16 protein-coding genes are annotated in these 15,634 nt (G+C 65.6%); 9 read left to right on the forward strand and 7 right to left on the reverse strand.

All coding sequences use genetic code 11. The features are described 5' to 3' along the window. Positions 1 to 28: 28 nt before the first annotated feature. Positions 29 to 1,276: a serine hydroxymethyltransferase gene (gene glyA / locus N0K08_RS00825; protein WP_261498092.1), complete on the forward strand. Its 1,248-nt coding sequence runs from the start codon at positions 29 to 31 to the stop codon at positions 1,274 to 1,276. Positions 1,277 to 1,314: 38 nt separating this feature from the next. After that, complete coding sequence (gene nrdR, locus N0K08_RS00830; RefSeq protein ID WP_261498093.1) at positions 1,315 to 1,770, forward strand: transcriptional regulator NrdR; 456 nt, start codon at positions 1,315 to 1,317, stop codon at positions 1,768 to 1,770. 78 nt (positions 1,771 to 1,848) lie between these two features. On the opposite strand, the gene hdhA is transcribed toward nrdR, so the two are convergent. The 3 genes from hdhA to aroC form a co-directional block, all read right to left on the reverse strand. Then, on the reverse strand, positions 1,849 to 2,616 hold the full coding sequence (gene hdhA / locus N0K08_RS00835; RefSeq protein WP_261498094.1) for a 7-alpha-hydroxysteroid dehydrogenase: 768 nt from the start codon (positions 2,614 to 2,616) through the stop codon (positions 1,849 to 1,851). Positions 2,617 to 2,640: 24 nt separating this feature from the next. Continuing rightward, positions 2,641 to 3,213 carry an HdeD family acid-resistance protein gene (locus N0K08_RS00840; RefSeq protein ID WP_261498095.1) on the reverse strand — a complete coding sequence of 191 codons (573 nt, stop codon included), beginning with the start codon at positions 3,211 to 3,213 and terminating at the stop codon, positions 2,641 to 2,643. Between the two features lie 189 nt (positions 3,214 to 3,402). Beyond that, entirely contained in the window at positions 3,403 to 4,500 is a 1,098-nt protein-coding gene (aroC, locus tag N0K08_RS00845) for a chorismate synthase (RefSeq protein WP_261498096.1), read from the reverse strand. Positions 4,501 to 4,628: 128 nt separating this feature from the next. Between aroC and N0K08_RS00850 the strand changes: the two genes are divergently transcribed. After that, a complete protein-coding gene (locus tag N0K08_RS00850; RefSeq protein ID WP_261498097.1) occupies positions 4,629 to 6,875 on the forward strand; it encodes a sensor domain-containing protein in 2,247 nt (748 codons plus the stop codon). Between the two features lie 66 nt (positions 6,876 to 6,941). On the opposite strand, the gene N0K08_RS00855 is transcribed toward N0K08_RS00850, so the two are convergent. Continuing rightward, positions 6,942 to 7,385, reverse strand: coding sequence for a CBS domain-containing protein (locus N0K08_RS00855; protein WP_261498098.1), 444 nt, complete (start codon positions 7,383 to 7,385; stop codon positions 6,942 to 6,944). Positions 7,386 to 7,648: 263 nt separating this feature from the next. On the opposite strand from N0K08_RS00855, the gene N0K08_RS00860 reads away from it, so the two are divergent. The 3 genes from N0K08_RS00860 to N0K08_RS00870 all read left to right on the forward strand — a co-directional run bounded on the left by N0K08_RS00860 (position 7,649) and on the right by N0K08_RS00870 (position 10,222). Then, positions 7,649 to 8,947, forward strand: coding sequence for an O-acetylhomoserine aminocarboxypropyltransferase (locus N0K08_RS00860; protein WP_261498099.1), 1,299 nt, complete (start codon positions 7,649 to 7,651; stop codon positions 8,945 to 8,947). Between the two features lie 8 nt (positions 8,948 to 8,955). After that, positions 8,956 to 9,768: an alpha/beta fold hydrolase gene (locus N0K08_RS00865; protein ID WP_261498100.1), complete on the forward strand. Its 813-nt coding sequence runs from the start codon at positions 8,956 to 8,958 to the stop codon at positions 9,766 to 9,768. Between the two features lie 112 nt (positions 9,769 to 9,880). Beyond that, complete coding sequence (locus N0K08_RS00870) at positions 9,881 to 10,222, forward strand: DUF962 domain-containing protein (RefSeq protein ID WP_261498101.1); 342 nt, start codon at positions 9,881 to 9,883, stop codon at positions 10,220 to 10,222. Positions 10,223 to 10,241: 19 nt separating this feature from the next. Here N0K08_RS00870 and N0K08_RS00875 read toward each other — a convergent pair whose 3' ends face one another. Next, positions 10,242 to 10,670 (reverse strand): VOC family protein, encoded by a 429-nt coding sequence (locus N0K08_RS00875; RefSeq protein WP_261498102.1) that lies wholly within the window; start codon positions 10,668 to 10,670, stop codon positions 10,242 to 10,244. Between the two features lie 37 nt (positions 10,671 to 10,707). Continuing rightward, a complete protein-coding gene (locus N0K08_RS00880) occupies positions 10,708 to 11,985 on the reverse strand; it encodes a YihY family inner membrane protein (protein ID WP_261498103.1) in 1,278 nt (425 codons plus the stop codon). A 48-nt stretch (positions 11,986 to 12,033) separates the two neighbouring features. Here N0K08_RS00880 and N0K08_RS00885 point away from each other — a divergent pair, with 48 nt between their 5' ends. Then, entirely contained in the window at positions 12,034 to 12,435 is a 402-nt protein-coding gene (locus tag N0K08_RS00885) for a DUF2069 domain-containing protein (protein ID WP_261498104.1), read from the forward strand. Between the two features lie 44 nt (positions 12,436 to 12,479). Then, positions 12,480 to 13,901: an FAD-binding oxidoreductase gene (locus tag N0K08_RS00890; RefSeq protein ID WP_261498105.1), complete on the forward strand. Its 1,422-nt coding sequence runs from the start codon at positions 12,480 to 12,482 to the stop codon at positions 13,899 to 13,901. Here N0K08_RS00890 and N0K08_RS00895 read toward each other — a convergent pair whose 3' ends face one another. Continuing rightward, positions 13,902 to 14,486, reverse strand: a complete 585-nt coding sequence (locus N0K08_RS00895; protein WP_261498106.1) for a hypothetical protein — start codon at positions 14,484 to 14,486, stop codon at positions 13,902 to 13,904. It lies immediately after the preceding gene. 286 nt (positions 14,487 to 14,772) lie between these two features. Between N0K08_RS00895 and N0K08_RS00900 the strand changes: the two genes are divergently transcribed. Then, on the forward strand, positions 14,773 to 15,600 hold the full coding sequence (locus N0K08_RS00900) for a thymidylate synthase (protein ID WP_261498107.1): 828 nt from the start codon (positions 14,773 to 14,775) through the stop codon (positions 15,598 to 15,600). Positions 15,601 to 15,634: the final 34 nt, after the last annotated feature.

Consider the following 15,634-nt stretch of genomic DNA (forward strand, 5'->3'; position numbering starts at 1 on the left):
CAAGGGACTTCAAGTTCATAGGACTGCCATGTACCACCGCAATATCACTGTTGAAAAAGCCGACCCAGAAATCTTTGCTGCGATCCAGGCCGAAAACAAGCGCCAGGAAGACCACATCGAGCTGATCGCCAGCGAGAACTACTGTTCTCCCGCCGTGATGGAAGCCCAAGGCTCCCAGCTCACCAACAAGTACGCCGAAGGCTATCCAGGCAAGCGCTACTACGGCGGCTGCGAAAACGTCGATGTGGTCGAGCAACTCGCCATCGACCGCGTCAAGCAGCTGTTCGGTGCCGATGCCGCCAACGTGCAACCCAATTCCGGCTCCCAAGCCAACCAGGCCGTGCTGCTGGCTTTCCTCAAGCCCGGCGACACCATTCTGGGCATGAGCCTGGCCGAAGGCGGTCACCTGACCCACGGCATGCCGCTGAACATGTCGGGCAAGTGGTTCAACGTCGTCTCCTACGGCCTCGATGCCAAGGAAGAGATCGACTACGACGCCCTGGAAGCCAAGGCGCGTGAACACAAGCCCAAGCTGATCATTGCCGGTGCCTCGGCCTACGCCCTGCGCATCGACTTCGAACGCTTCGCCAAGATCGCCAAGGAAATCGGCGCCATCCTGTGGGTGGACATGGCCCACTACGCCGGCCTGATCGCCGCGGGTGTGTACCCCAACCCCGTGCCCCACGCCGACGTGGTCACGACCACCACTCACAAGAGCCTGCGCGGCCCGCGCGGCGGCGTGATCCTGATGAAGGCCGAGCACGAGAAGGCCATCAACTCGGCCATCTTCCCCGGCCTGCAAGGCGGCCCGCTGATGCATGTCATCGCCGGCAAGGCCGTGGCCTTCAAGGAAGCGCTGACGCCCGAGTTCAAGGCCTACCAGGAACAAGTGGTGAAGAACGCCAAGGTCGTCGCCGAGACGCTGATCGCACGCGGTCTGCGCATCGTGTCCGGTCGCACCGAAAGCCACGTGATGTTGGTCGACCTGCGTGCCAAGGGCATCACCGGCAAGGCCGCTGAAGCCGCCCTGGGTGCTGCCCACATCACCATCAACAAGAACAGCATCCCCAACGACCCGGAAAAGCCGTTCGTGACCAGCGGTATCCGCGTGGGCACACCAGCCATGACCACCCGTGGTTTCAAGGAAGAAGAAGCCCGCCTGACGGCCAACCTCGTGGCCGACGTGCTGGACAACCCGACGGACGAAGCCAACCTGGCCGCCGTGCGCGCCAAGGTCGCGGCCCTGACGGCCCGCTTCCCGGTCTACCGCGACTAAGTAGCCGCCTTGCTCACCGCCCAGCCCCGCGCCACGCCATGAAGTGCCCTTTTTGCAGCCACCCTGACACCCAGGTGGTGGAGACCCGCGAGGCGGAAGACGGCGGCTTCATCCGCCGGCGCCGCCAGTGCGGCGGTTGCGACAAGCGCTTCACGACCTACGAGCGGCCGGAAGTGAGCTTTCCGGCCATCGTCAAGAAAGATGGTCGGCGCATCGAGTACGAGCGCGGCAAGCTGAACGGCTCGTTCTCGCTGGCGCTGCGCAAGCGGCCGGTGAGTACCGAGCAGGTCGATACCGCCATCGAGCGCATCGAGGAAAAGCTGCGCAACCTCGGGCTGCGTGAAGTGCCTTCCAGCCGCATTGGCGAGCTGGTGATGCATGAACTCAAGCAGCTCGACAAGGTGGCCTATATCCGTTTTGCCAGCGTCTACCGCAGCTTTGAGGACATCGAGGACTTCAAGAGCGTGATGGACGAGGTGAGGACGAATAGCTGAAGAGCCACTGCGTGTTCGGCCCCACAAAAAAAGCTGCCCATGGCAGCTTTTTTTTCGTCCTGCCGGGCTTCACCAGTCTCAATCGAGCTCCTGCACGCCGCCGCCCGAGACCGTGAGGATCTGCCCGCTGATCCAGCTGGCCGCGGGAGAACACAGAAACAGCGCCGCATTGGCCATGTCCTGCGGCTCGCCCAGACGGCCTATGGGCGTGTGCTGCAGCATGGCTTTCTGGATGCTGTCGCTCAGCACCGACTCCAGCGCCTCGGTGCGCGTGGCGCCAGGAGCGATGCCGTTGACGCGGATGCCTTTGGGGCCGACATCGAACGCCATGTTGCGGATCAGGTGGTTGGCGGCGGCCTTGGATGCGCCATAGGCCGCCATGCGCCGGTTCTTGTTCTCGCCCGCCATGGAAGTGATGGCCAGCATGCTGCCGCCGCCCGCCTTCTCCATCTCCGGCGCAGCTAGCTGGGCCAGGCGGAACATGGAAAACACGTTCAGGTCGAACGCCCGCCGGAAATCCGCCATCGGCATGTCGAATGGCTTGGGCCCGCCGCCGCCGGCATTGCTGACCAGAATGCTCAGTTTGCCGAACCACTGCGTCGCCTGGGCGATCAAATGCTCCAGGTCCTGCTCACGGGTCACATCGCAGGCCACGGCCGTGGCCTGGCCGCCCTTGGCGACGATGCCTTGCACGACGGCCGTGGCCGCCTCCAGGCGCAGGTCACTGACCACCACGGCCGCACCGGCCGCGGCAAAGGTTTCGGCAATCGCGCGGCCTATGCCCGCGCCCGCGCCGGTAATCACGGCGACCTGGTCGTCGAGCCTGAAGTGACTGGGGTCATACATGGCGGATTCCTTTTTGGGCCTGCCTCAGGCGGCGCGGCGGCTGCGCAACTTGAACGCCATGGCGATCAGCATCACGCCGAAAAAAATCGCGAACCAGCCGATCAGCCAGGCAAACGCAATCGCCCCAGCGCCCGGGCGCAGCACGACCGCAAGACCGAAGACGATGGACAGCAAGCCGGACAGCGCATGCAGCCATTCGCCCTCGATCTGCTTGCGCAGGCGCACGGCGGCGATGATCTGGAACAGGCCGACGGCAATGGCCCAGAAGCCGATGATGAAGATCAGCGTGAGCGCCGTCACGCCCGGCCAGAGAAAGGTCACAACGCCGGCAGCGATGCCCAGCAGACCGACGACGATCAGCGGCCACAACGGTTTGCCGCCTTCGCGCATGCGCACGCCTGCGACCACCGCCAGCACGCCGTCCACCAGGGCATAAGAGCCCCAGAGTATGACCAGCACGGTCAGCGTGATGCCGGGCAGCGCCAGGGCCAGCAGCCCGAAGATCACGGCGCACAAGCCGCGCAGCGCGATCCAGCCCCACTCTTTCTGCATGCGTTCCAAGGCCTGTAGTCCGAAATTTTCCGCATTGAGTTGCATCTTCTGCTCCCTAGGGTTGTGCTGAAAAAAAAGCATAGCCGAGCCGCAGCTCCCAGCGCAAGCGGCGAAGGTGCCGTTTGCGCGCCCTTTTCCTCCCCGAGGCAGAAACCTGTCCTGGCGGCGCCTGCAGCCGCCCAAAAAAAAGGCTGCCCCATCGGCAGCCTTTTTGGCGTTTCGGAGCGGTGAAGCTCAGAGCAGCGAGGAGCGGATCGGCGGCACGCCCTGGTGCACGTCGCCGCATTGGGCGCGGTGGCGCAGCGCGTGGTCCATCACCACCAGCGCCAGCAAGGCTTCGGCAATGGGTGCGGCGCGGATGCCCACGCAAGGGTCGTGGCGGCCCTTGGTGATGACTTGCGTGCTCTGGCCGTGGATGTCGATGGACTCGCGCGGGCTCAGGATGGAGCTGGTCGGCTTGATGGCGATGGACACTTCCAGGTCCTGGCCGGTGCTGATGCCGCCGAGCACGCCGCCCGCGTGGTTGCTGGCAAAGCCTTCAGGCGTGAGCGAATCGCCATGTACCGTGCCGCGCTGGGCCACGCTGGCAAAGCCGGCGCCGATTTCCACGCCCTTGACGGCGTTCAGGCCCATCATGGCGTAGGCGATGTCGGCATCGAGCTTGTCATACAGCGGCTGGCCCAGACCGATGGGCATGCCGCTGGCCTGCACGCGGATGCGCGCGCCGCAGGAATCACCAGCCTTGCGCAGTGCGTCCATGTAGTCTTCGTAGGCCTGTACATCGGCCACGGGCGCAAAGAAGGGGTTGTGGCGCACATGCGACCAGTCCTCGAACGGAATGGCCAGCTCACCGAGCTGCGTCATGCAGGCACGGAACTCGGTGCCGAACTGGGCCTTGAGCCACAGCTTGGCCACGGCGCCCGCGGCCACCGTGGGCGCCGTCAGGCGCGCCGAGGAGCGACCGCCGCCGCGCGGGTCGCGGATGCCGTACTTGTGCCAGTAGGTGTAGTCGGCATGGCCCGGGCGAAAGCTTTCGACGATGTTGGCGTAGTCCTTGCTGCGCTGGTCGGTGTTGCGAATCAGCAGAGCGATCGGCGTGCCCGTGGTCTTGCCTTCGTACACGCCAGACAGGATTTCCACCGCATCGGGCTCGTTGCGCTGGGTCACATGGCGGCTGGTGCCGGGGCGACGGCGATCCAGGTCGTGCTGTATGTCTGCCTCGGTCAACGGCATGCCCGGAGGGCAGCCGTCGATCACGCAGCCAATGGCCGGGCCGTGGGATTCACCAAAATTGGTGACGCTGAATAGGGTTCCGAAAGTATTGCCGCTCATGGCGCGCGATTATGCCGGTCTCTGAAGTGCTTGGCACTTGATACGCACATTGATACGATTTAAGCTGAACCTTTGTTCGTCGTCTCCTCATGCCGCTCCGGCATGCCCCTCCATGAGGCAGTCATCCCATGCATCCAGCTAGCAACTTGCTACAGACCGCACCAGATCCTGCCCTGCCTGCCAGCCTGCCCGGCATGGCCCAGGCCCTGGATGTCAGCGACTGCGCCATTGTGATCACCGACGAGCAGCGCCGCATCGTTTATGTCAACGCAGGCTTCCAGCGGCTGTTTGGCTATACGTTGCAGGAAGCTCACGGCCGGCGGCCGCGCGATTTGCTGCTGAACATGCCGTCGGTCAAGGACTCCCTGTCGCATATCGAAGAGTTACTGGCATCCCAGGGCCGCTTCACCGGCGAAGCACTGGCCTTTCACCGCAATGGCGATCCCATCTGGGTATCGCTGGCCATCAACATCCACCCTGCCCCCTTGCCTGCGCCAGGCGAGTCCCGCGCTCCAGGCTGCGCCGTGCTGACCTTCACCGACCTGACGCTCACCAAGCTGCACGAAGCCCTGCAAAGCCGGGTGCTGGAAGCCATGGTGCATGAAGTGCCGCTGCCACAGCTGATGACCCTGGTCTGCCAGGAAGTCGAGCGCATGGCGCCCGACGTGATCGCCTCGGTGCTGCGCGTGGATGCCAACGGCCAACTCCACGCCCTGTCGGCCCCCAGCCTGCCGCATGCGCTGTCCATGCTCATTGACGGCAAGGCCATAGGCCCCCAGGCCGGTTCCTGCGGCACGGCCGCCTACCGGGGCGAGCCGGTGGTGGTCACCGACATCGCCAGCGATCCGCTCTGGCAGGATTACCACCCGCGGTTCACGGCCATGGGCATCCGCGCCTGCTGGTCCAGCCCGATCAAGAACCGCGAAGGCCGAGTGGTCGGCACCTTCGCTTTCTATTTCCGCGAACCCGTCGGCCCCAACAGCCTGCACCGGCGCCTGGTCGAAGTCTGCCTGCAACTGTGCACGCTGGCCATGGAGCGCGAGACCGCGCAGAACCGCATCCACCAGCTGGCTTATTACGACACGCTGACCCATTTGCCCAACCGCACGCTGTTCACCGACTGCGCCCAGCGCGCGCTGCTGACCTTGGGCCAGACGACGCAGCCACAGGCCGCGCTGCTGTTTGTCGATCTGGACCGCTTCAAGCTGGTCAACGACAGCCAGGGCCATGCCGCAGGCGATGCCCTGCTGTGCGAAATCGCCAGCCGGCTGCGCCAGCAGCTGCGCCCGCAGGATCTGGTCGGACGACTGTCCAGCGATGAATTCGTGCTGATGCTGCCAGGCGAAACGGCCACGCAGGCCATTGCCACAGCGCAGCGGCTGCTGGACAGCATCGCCCAGCCTTTTGACCACCAGGGCATGCAGCACCGGCCACAGGCATGCATAGGCATTGCCCTCTATCCCGCGGATGGCAGCAACATACGCACACTGCTGCGCCATGCCGACCAGGCCATGCAGGCGGCCAAGAAGCAGCCCAACGCCCACTGGTGCCGCTTCAGCCCCGAACTCAGCGTGCAAGCCCATGAACGCGTGGTCATGGAGCATGATTTGCGCGAGGCCATCGCGCAGCGGCATCTGCACCTGCACTACCAGCCCCAGGTGCTGAGCCAGGCCGTAGGCCGGCTGCATGGCGTGGAAGCGCTGGCCCGCTGGAACCACCCCGTCTGGGGTGCGGTGTCGCCCGCGCGTTTCATTGCCCTGGCCGAAGACAGCAGCCTGATCCAGGACCTCACGCGCTGGCTGCTGGAGGCTGCCTGCGCGCAAATGGCCCGCTGGCGCAAGGCCAGGCTGCCGGTGCCGCAATTGGCCATCAACCTGTCGGCCCGCAACTTCCACGATCCGCAACTGGCCGAACAAGTGCAGGCTGCGCTAACGCGCCACGGCCTGCAGCCACACGATCTGGTACTGGAAATCACCGAAAGCGTGATGATGGATGCAAGCGCCGCCGCCGTCGCCAACCTGCACAAGCTCAACGTCATGGGCCTGCAGCTGTCACTCGACGACTTCGGCACCGGCTACTCCAGCCTGAGCCACCTGCACCGTCTGCCCATCAGCGAACTCAAGCTCGACCAAAGCTTCGTGCGCGATCTGGAAAGCAGCCCCGCGGCCACGGCACTGATCCGCTCGGTGCTGAGCATCGCGCGCAGCCTGGGCATGAAGGTGGTCGCGGAAGGGGTGGAAACACGCGAGCAGTCCGAATGGCTGCAGCGCCACGGCTGCGCCGTGATGCAGGGCTATCTGTTTTGCCGGCCCGTATCGGCCGCGCAACTCGAATACTGGCTGCGCGCGCAATCCGCCAAGACCACGGGCGCGTAGCTCGGCGCCCCGGTGGGGCCTCGCGGAGAGGCCGCGGCTACGGCGCTGGCCAGGCCAGCGTGGGGGTCAGCCCTGCCGTTCGCCTTCGGGCCAGTCGCGGATATAGGCCTTAAGCATCTTGTTCTCGAAGTTCTGGCTATCGACCACGGCCTTGGCCACGTCGTAGAAGCTGATCACGCCCATCAGCATGCGCTTGTCCATCACCGGCATATAGCGCGCGTGGCGGTCGAGCATCATGCGGCGCACTTCGTCCATCTCGGTTTCCAGCGTGCAGGTCAGCGGCGCGTCGTCCATGGCCGAGCGCACCTGCATGGTGGCAGCGCCGCTCTTGACCAGGGCCTGGATCACTTCGCGGAAAGTGAGCATACCCACCACGTCCGAATGCTCCATCACCACCAGCGAGCCAATGTCTTTCTCAGACATTGTCTCTATGGCGCGGCTCAAGGGCTCATCGGGCGAAATGGCGTACAAGGTATTGCCCTTGACGCGAAGGATGTCACGAACTTTCATGCGATGTCTCCGGCTGTTGCCGCTGGGAATGGGGTCACAAATTGGTAATCAATATAGCCCACAAAACCGCGTCCCCAAAGTCGTGCGCGCGATGATTTTCCCGCCTGCGGCTTTTGCGGCCCTGCCCGCGCCGCAGGCGACAGGTCGCTCGCGCAGCGCCATGCATAATTGTTGGCCCAGGCACCCTGCCCGGCTGCGGCAGCGGCCCGCAGCCACCCGGATTCCGGCCGGCGTGCACCTCATGAACATTCTCTGGAGACAAGATGCCCGGTTATTCTGACCCCGGCTTCGACACGCTGAGCCTGCACGCAGGCACCCAGCCCGATCCCGTTACGGGCGCACGCGCTGTGCCCATCCATCTGACCACCTCCTTCGTCTTCGAGTCCAGCGACCACGCCGCGGCCCTGTTCAATCTGGAACGCCCCGGCCATGTCTACAGCCGCATCAGCAACCCGACGAATGCCGTGCTCGAGCAGCGCGTGTCGGCGCTCGAAGGCGGCGTCGGCGCGATTGCCGTGGCCAGCGGCCAGGCGGCGCTGCACCTGTCGGTGGCAACGCTGATGGGCGCGGGCAGCCACATCGTGGCCAGCACCGCGCTGTACGGCGGCAGCCAGAACCTGCTGCACTACACGCTGGCGCGCTTCGGCATAGAGACCACCTTCGTCAAGCCTGGCGACATCGACGGCTGGAAAGCCGCCGTGCGCCCCAACACCAAGCTGTTCTTCGGCGAAACCGTGGGCAACCCCGGCCTGGACGTGCTGGACATTCCCACCGTGTCGCAGATCGCGCACGAGGCCGGCGTACCCCTGCTGGTCGACTCCACATTGACCTCGCCCTGGCTGATGAAGCCCCTGTCCCTGGGCGCGGACATCGTCTACCACTCGGCGACCAAGTTTCTGTCGGGCCACGGCACCGTGATCGGCGGCGTGGTCGTCGACGGCGGCAGCTTCGACTGGGACCGCTCGGGCAAATTCCCCGAACTCAGCGCACCCTACGACGGCTTTCACAACATGGTGTTCACCGAGGAGAGCACCGTGGGCGCCTTCCTGCTGCGCGCGCGCCGCGAAGGCCTGCGCGACTTCGGCGCCTGCATGAGCCCGCACACCGCCTGGCTGATCCTGCAAGGCATAGAGACGCTGCCGCTGCGCATGGAGCGCCACATGCGCAACACCGTCAAGGTGGTGGAGTTTCTGGCCAGCCACCCCATGGTCAGCCGCGTCGGCCATCCCATGCTCGAAAGCCACCCCAGCTACGCGCTGGCGCAGAAGCTGCTGCCGCGCGGCGCGGGTTCGGTGTTCAGCTTCGACATTGCGGGCAACCGCAACCAGGGCAAGAAGTTCATCGAAACGCTCAAGGTGTTCAGCCACCTGGCCAACGTCGGCGACTGCCGCTCGCTGGTGATCCACCCGGCCAGCACCACGCACTTCCGCATGGACGATGACGCCCTGACCAACGCCGGCATCAGCCAGGGCACGATACGCCTGTCTATCGGCCTGGAAGACGCCGACGATCTGATCGACGACCTCAAGCGCGCGCTGAAAGCGGCGGAAAAAGCGGCATAGGAGTCCTTATGAACATCGAAGTCAACGGCCACGCCGTTTACGCCTACACCGGCGGCAAGGCCTTGCGCCCCGAGCAGCCCACCGTCATCCTGATCCACGGCGTGCTGTGCGACCACAGCGTCTGGGCACTGCAAAGCCGCTACCTGGCCAACCACGGCTGGAACGTGCTGGCCATCGACCTGCCCGGCCACTGCCGCAGCCAGGGCCCGGCGCCGGCCAGCGTCGAAGCCGCGGCCGACTTCATCGCCGCGCTGCTCGATGCCGCGGGCCTGGAAAAAGCCGCGCTGGTCGGCCACAGCTGGGGCAGCCTGATTGCACTGCAGGCCGCGGCCCAGTTGGGCGCACGCGTGAGCCACCTGGCGCTGGTCGGCACGGCCCATCCGATGAAAGTCTCGCCGGCCCTGCTGGAATCGGCGCTGAACACGCCCGAGCAGGCCATACAGATGATCAACACCTTTTCGCGCGCCACCTTGTCGCCGCCAAACGGTGCGGGCAGTTGGGTGTTTGGCGCCGGCGTGGCGCTGGGTCGGCGCGTGCTGGCCAGCAATGCGCAGGTCAACCTGCTGCACACCGGCTTCACCGCCTGCGACCGCTACACCGGCGGCGAAGCGGCGATCGCGGCCATCACCTGCCCGGTGCTGTTCGCCCTCGGCGCCCAGGACCAGATGACGCCGCCCAAGGCCGCCCAGGGACTGATCCAGGCCGCCCAGACCGCGGGCAAGAAGACCCAGCGCGTGTTGCTGCCCATGGGCCACAACCAGATGACGGAGTCGCCCGACGAAACGCTGTTCGCGCTGCGGGACTTCCTCCAGGCCGCCTGAGCGACGCGCGGGAGCCCGCCTTCGGACTAACCCGCTGAAGGCGCGCGCCGGCGCGGCGTAGAGTGGGATGGACAAGCGCCTGCAGACACCGATCCATACCCAGGAGCCGTCCATGTCCCACCCCTTCGCGCCCTCCGGGGCTGAAGTCGATCCGCGGCAGTTCCAGCGCTTTGCCGCGTTCTATCCCTTCTACCTGTCCGAGCACAGCAACCGCAACTGCCGGCGCCTGCACTTCGTGGGCTCCAGCCTGGGGCTGCTGTGCCTGGCCTGGGCCGTCATTTCCGGCCAGCCCGGCTGGATAGGTCTGGGCCTGCTGCTGGGCTACGTCTTCGCCTGGATAGGCCACTTCGGCTTCGAGAAAAACAAGCCCGCGAGCTTCAAGCGCCCGCTCTACAGCTTTCTGGGCGACTGGACGATGTACGCCGACATCTGGCGCGGGCGCGTGTCGCTGTGAGCGACCACCGCGCGCACCCTCAGAACGTGATGTGCACCGAAGGCGCGCTGCGCTGCGCGTCGCCATGGTGAACGGCTTCGATGTTGTTGCCATCCGGATCCAGCACAAAGGCCGCGTAATAGCCCGGGTGGTAGGGGCGCTCCCCCGGCGCGCCGTTGTCCTCGCCGCCATGGGCCAGTGCCGCCCGATAAAAGGCATCGACCATGGAACGGTCCCGCGCCTGGAAGGCCAGGTGGTGACGTCCGGTCAAGTGGCCTTGCGCTGCTTCACTGCCAGCCGTCGACACAAACAGCTCATCGGCCCAGAAGTAGCCCTCACCCTTGCCGCCCATGGGCACCTGCAAGGCCCCCAGAACGGCCGTGTAAAACGCTTCAGACCTGGCCAGGTCTCGCACCACCAGTTGGATGTGATCGATCAGGCGTCCTCGGTGAATTTCCAATGTTTGCATGCAGCGCTCCTTGGTTGAATGACATGGACAGGGGACTTCAGGCCTCCAACTGCGGTGAGACCGCCTGGGCCGGCACTGCGACCACCACCGCCTGCTGCGGCAGGACCTGACGCAGGGTCAGCACATCCCACTGCCCTTCGCGCCACAGCGCCTGGGTGCTGGCCGTCTTGTCGAGCAGCAGGTGCTGCAGCAGCGGCGCCAGCGGCGTGGTGTCCGGATCGCATATCAGCACGTAGCGCGGCTCTATGTCGTCGAAAGTGCGCGTCTGGCTGTCGTCGGGCAGCATGGCCAGCCAGCGCACGGCGATCAGCGCCGCCAGCGCGGGCTCGAGCTGCAGGGCATCGACTTTGAGGCGCCGGGCCAGGGCCAGCGCCGGCATGCCGGCGTGCGGCTGCAGCCGCTGCTCGTCGAGCACCGCCACCACTTCCAGCGCCAACTCGAAACCCCAGCCCCGGTGCGAGGAGCTGCGCTCCATGCCTGCGAGCAGGCTGGGCAGATAGGCCGTGATCACCGCGCCGAGCAGGAAAATGACCCAGGCCAGGTAGATCCAGATCAGCAAGATGGGCACGGTGGCGAACGTGCCGTAGATCACCGAATAGGTGGGCACCGACGCCAGGTACAGCGCCAGCAGGTGCTTGGCCAAGGCCATGCCCAAGGCCACGAACAGACCGCCGGCCAGGGCGTGGCGCCACTTGACCTGCGTATTGGGCACATAGTGGTAGAGCGCGGCCATCGCGCCCGACAGCAGCAGGAATTCCAGCGAATCGAAGCCCACCTGCACGGCTTCGGGCAAGGCCGCCACCAGGCCGCGCGAGGCCGACAGCACATAGGAGGTGGTGGCGATGCTGCCGCCCATGAGAAAGGGCCCGAGCGTGATCACCGCCCAGTAGATCAGCAGGCGCTGGCCCAGCGAGCGCATGCGCTGCACGCGCCAGATGTTGTTGAGCGTGCGGTCCATGGTCAGGATCAGGCTGATCACCGTCACCAGCAGAAAGCCGAAACCCACACCGCCGAGCTTGCTGGCCTTGGCCGCGAACTGCATCAGATAGTCCATCACCTGCTGGGCGATGGACTCGGGAATCAGGCTGTCGACCAACCAGTTCTGCAGCGTCAGCTGCAGCCGCCCGAAGGTGGGAAATGCCGTGAACACCGCCAGTGCGACGGTCACGAAGGGCACCAGTGCCAGCAGCGTAGTGAACGTCAGACTGCTGGCCGTCAGGCCCAGCCGGTCTTCGCGAAACCGCGCGGCCAGCGTCTGCGCGGTATTGCGCCAGGGAAAAACGGACAGGGTGTGGGCGAGTTGGCGCCAGCGCATGCGCGCTCGATGGAAGGACAAGGCCATGGCCGATATGATGCCACCTCAATGAATCCATCTAATCATAGTGAACCCGGCAGCGACGTAGCTGCCACCCGCTGGTGGGCCGTAGGCAGCCTGCTCGCCCTGATGCTGCTGTGCGTCGCCTGGGAACTGTGGCTGGCGCCGCTGCGCCCCGGAGGCTCCTGGCTGGCGCTCAAGGCCTTGCCGCTGTGCCTGCCGCTGGCCGGCCTGCTCAAGCGCCGCATGTACACCTACCGCTGGGTCAGTCTGGTGATCTGGCTGTATTTCACCGAAGGCGTGGTGCGCGCCTGGAGCGATCCCGCGCCCAGCCGCTGGCTGGCCCTGGTCGAAGTCGCGCTGTGCCTGTCGCTGTTCGTCGCCTGCACCTTGCACGTGCGCTGGCGCCAGCGTGCGGTCAAAGCATCCGCCCTGACCACAGCCAGCTGAGCCCGCCCGAACCCTGTCGAACCCCTTCTTGAGAACTGCCTACTATGTCCGCCCTGCTTGACACCCTGCGCCAGATCGTCGGCGCGCCCCATGTACTCACCGAAGGCGACTTGAGCGCCTGGGAGATGGACTGGCGCCGCCGCAGCCACGGCAAGGCCCTGGCCGTGGTGCGCCCCGCCAACACCGCCGAAGTGGCGGCCGTGGTGCGCGCCTGCGCGGCCTCGGGTACCAGCCTCATCCCCCAGGGCGGCAACACCGGCCTGTCCGTGGGTTCGACCCCCGACACCAGCGGCACCCAGCTGGTGCTGAGCCTGCAGCGCATGCAGACCGTGCGCCAGCTCGACCACGACAACCTGACCATCACCGTGGACGCGGGCTGCATTCTGCAAAACGTGCAGCAGGCGGCCGACGCCGCGGGCCTGTTGTTCCCGCTGTCGCTGGCCGCGCAAGGCAGCTGCACCATTGGCGGCAATCTGGGCACCAATGCCGGCGGCACCCAGGTCGTGCGCTACGGCAACACCCGCGAGCTGTGCCTGGGCCTGGAAGTGGTCACGCCCCAGGGCGAAATCTGGGACGGACTCAAAGGCCTGCGCAAGGACAACACCGGCTACGACCTGCGCGATCTGTTCATCGGCAGCGAAGGCACGCTGGGCGTGATCACCGCGGCCACGCTGAAACTTTTCCCCCAGCCCGCCGCACGCCTCACGGCCTGGGCCGCCGTGCCGTCGATGGCCGCGGCCGTGCGCCTGCTGGGCCTGGCGCACCAGCAACTGGGCGCGGGCCTCACGGGCTTTGAAGTCATGGGCCAGTTTGCGCTGAGCCTGGTCGTGCGCCACATGCCCCAACTGCGCGTGCCGTTTGCCGATGCGGCCGACACGCCTTACTGCGTGTTGCTGGAAAACTCCGACAGCGAATCCGAAGCCCATGCGCGCAGCCGCTTCGAAGCCCTGCTGGAAATGGCCTTCGAAGACGGTTGCGTCAGCGACGCCGTGGTTGCCGAAAGCCTGGCCCAGGCCCAGGGCCTGTGGCATATCCGTGAAAGCATTCCGCTGGCCCAGGCCGAGGAAGGCCTGAACATCAAGCACGACATCTCGATCGCGGCGTCGCGCATTCCGGCCTTCGTGGAGCACGCCGACGCCCTGCTGCAGCAGGAAATCCCCGGCGTGCGCCTGGTCAACTTCGGCCACCTGGGCGACGGCAACCTGCACTACAACGTGCAGGCCCCGGTCGACGGCGACGCCAAGGCTTTCCTGGATACGCAGGAAGCGCGCGTCAACCACCTGGTCTATGAAGCCGTGGCGCAGTTCGGCGGCTCGTTCTCGGCCGAGCACGGCGTGGGCGCGCTCAAGGTCGACAAGCTGCAGAAATACCAGTCGCCCGTGGCGCTGGGCATGATGCGCGCCATCAAGCAGGCGCTGGATCCACAGGGCATCATGAATCCAGGCTGCATACTTCCCCGGGCCTGATCACTGCGGCCGGTTCTGGTTGCTCAGCAGCGTCTGCACGTCCTTGGGCCATGGAATACGGGCCAGGGGCGGATCGACAAATTCAGCGGATTTGCCGGCATTGAGCAGCCACACGCGCAGCGCGTTCTGGCGCGGATCGATGACCACGGCCGCCACCTCCGACCCACCCTCGTGCGGGCGGTTGCCGGTGATGAACCACAGGCCGTCGGCCTCGGTCAGCGGCGAGACGGTGCGCATATTGGCCAGCAGCTCCGGGTAGCGATCGCCCAGCAAGGCCCGCAGCCGCGCGGCCAGCACGCCTTGCTCCAGGTAATTGACATCGTCGTAAGGGTACTTGCCGACGAACTCCTGCAGGCCGGACAAGGGCTCCTGGACAGATGCCGCGGTCAGGGCCGGGACCGGCGGAATGGGCACGGGCTCATCCTGCATGATCACGGCGGCCGTGACGGCCGTTACCGCCTCTGCCACCGGCAGCGCAGTCGTCAGCGCGGCCTTGGGTACGGGTGGCTTGGGTTCGCAGGCCGCCAGCAGAAGGGCCGCCGCCACGGCGACAGCCGTCTGAAGAGAGAGATTCACTGAGGGCATGGGACAGTTCTTCCTGGGCAGAGGGTGGGCAGATGCGCTCCCAGCACAGTCCGCAAGGGCGAATGCCAACCCCGTTCTTGCATTCTCGGCCGCCAGCGCCAGGCGCTCCCGGCGCTTTTCATACGGCCGGCCTGAGAATGATTGTGGCCCGACTGCATGACCTTTGCATGTCGGCCAAAGCCCCGCACTGCGGGCTTTCCAGGCCCCTCTGGCGGGCCTGGGGGCATCAATGGCACACTAAGGGATTGGGCGACATGGGTCGCCCTGACCGATTTTTGCCGAAGCCATGAACCGCCCTGTTGACGCCCCCCGCCCTATCCGTTCGCAATACGAAGACCTGATGCGCCATGTCTTCACGCATGGCGTGCAGAAGACGGACCGCACCGGCACCGGCACGCGCAGCGTGTTCGGCCACCAGATGCGCTTCGACCTGAACGAAGGCTTTCCTCTGGTCACCACCAAGAAGGTGCACCTCAAGTCCATCATCGTGGAATTGCTGTGGTTTCTGCGCGGCGACAGCAATGTCAAATGGCTGCAGGAGAACGGCTGCACCATCTGGAACGAGTGGGCGCGCCCGGACGGCGACCTGGGTCCGGTCTACGGCGTGCAGTGGCGCAGCTGGCCCAAGGCCGGCGGCGGCCATATCGACCAGATCGCCGAAGTCATACGCGCGCTCAAGACCACGCCCGACTCGCGCCGCATCATCGTCAGCGCCTGGAACGTGGCCGATCTCGACCAGATGGCCTTGATGCCCTGCCATGCCTTCTTCCAGTTCTATGTGGCCGATGGCAAGCTCAGCTGCCAGCTCTACCAGCGCAGCGCCGATATTTTCCTGGGCGTGCCGTTCAACATCGCCAGCTATGCGCTGCTGACCCACATGATCGCCCAGCAATGCGATCTCGAAGTCGGCGACTTCATCTGGACCGGCGGCGACTGCCATATCTACAGCAACCACTTCGAGCAGGTGCAGACCCAGCTGGCGCGCGCGCCCATGGCCTATCCCACGCTGCACATCAAGCGCCGCCCCGACAGCATCTTCGACTACGTCTACGAGGATTTCGAAGTCCAGGGCTACGAGCACCACCCTGCCATCAAGGCACCCGTCGCCGTCTGATGCACGGCTGACGATGCAAAGCAAAACGGCCCCT

It is taken from the genome of Acidovorax bellezanensis, assembly GCF_025421555.1.
Classification (GTDB): Bacteria; Pseudomonadota; Gammaproteobacteria; order Burkholderiales; family Burkholderiaceae_C; genus Comamonas; species Comamonas bellezanensis.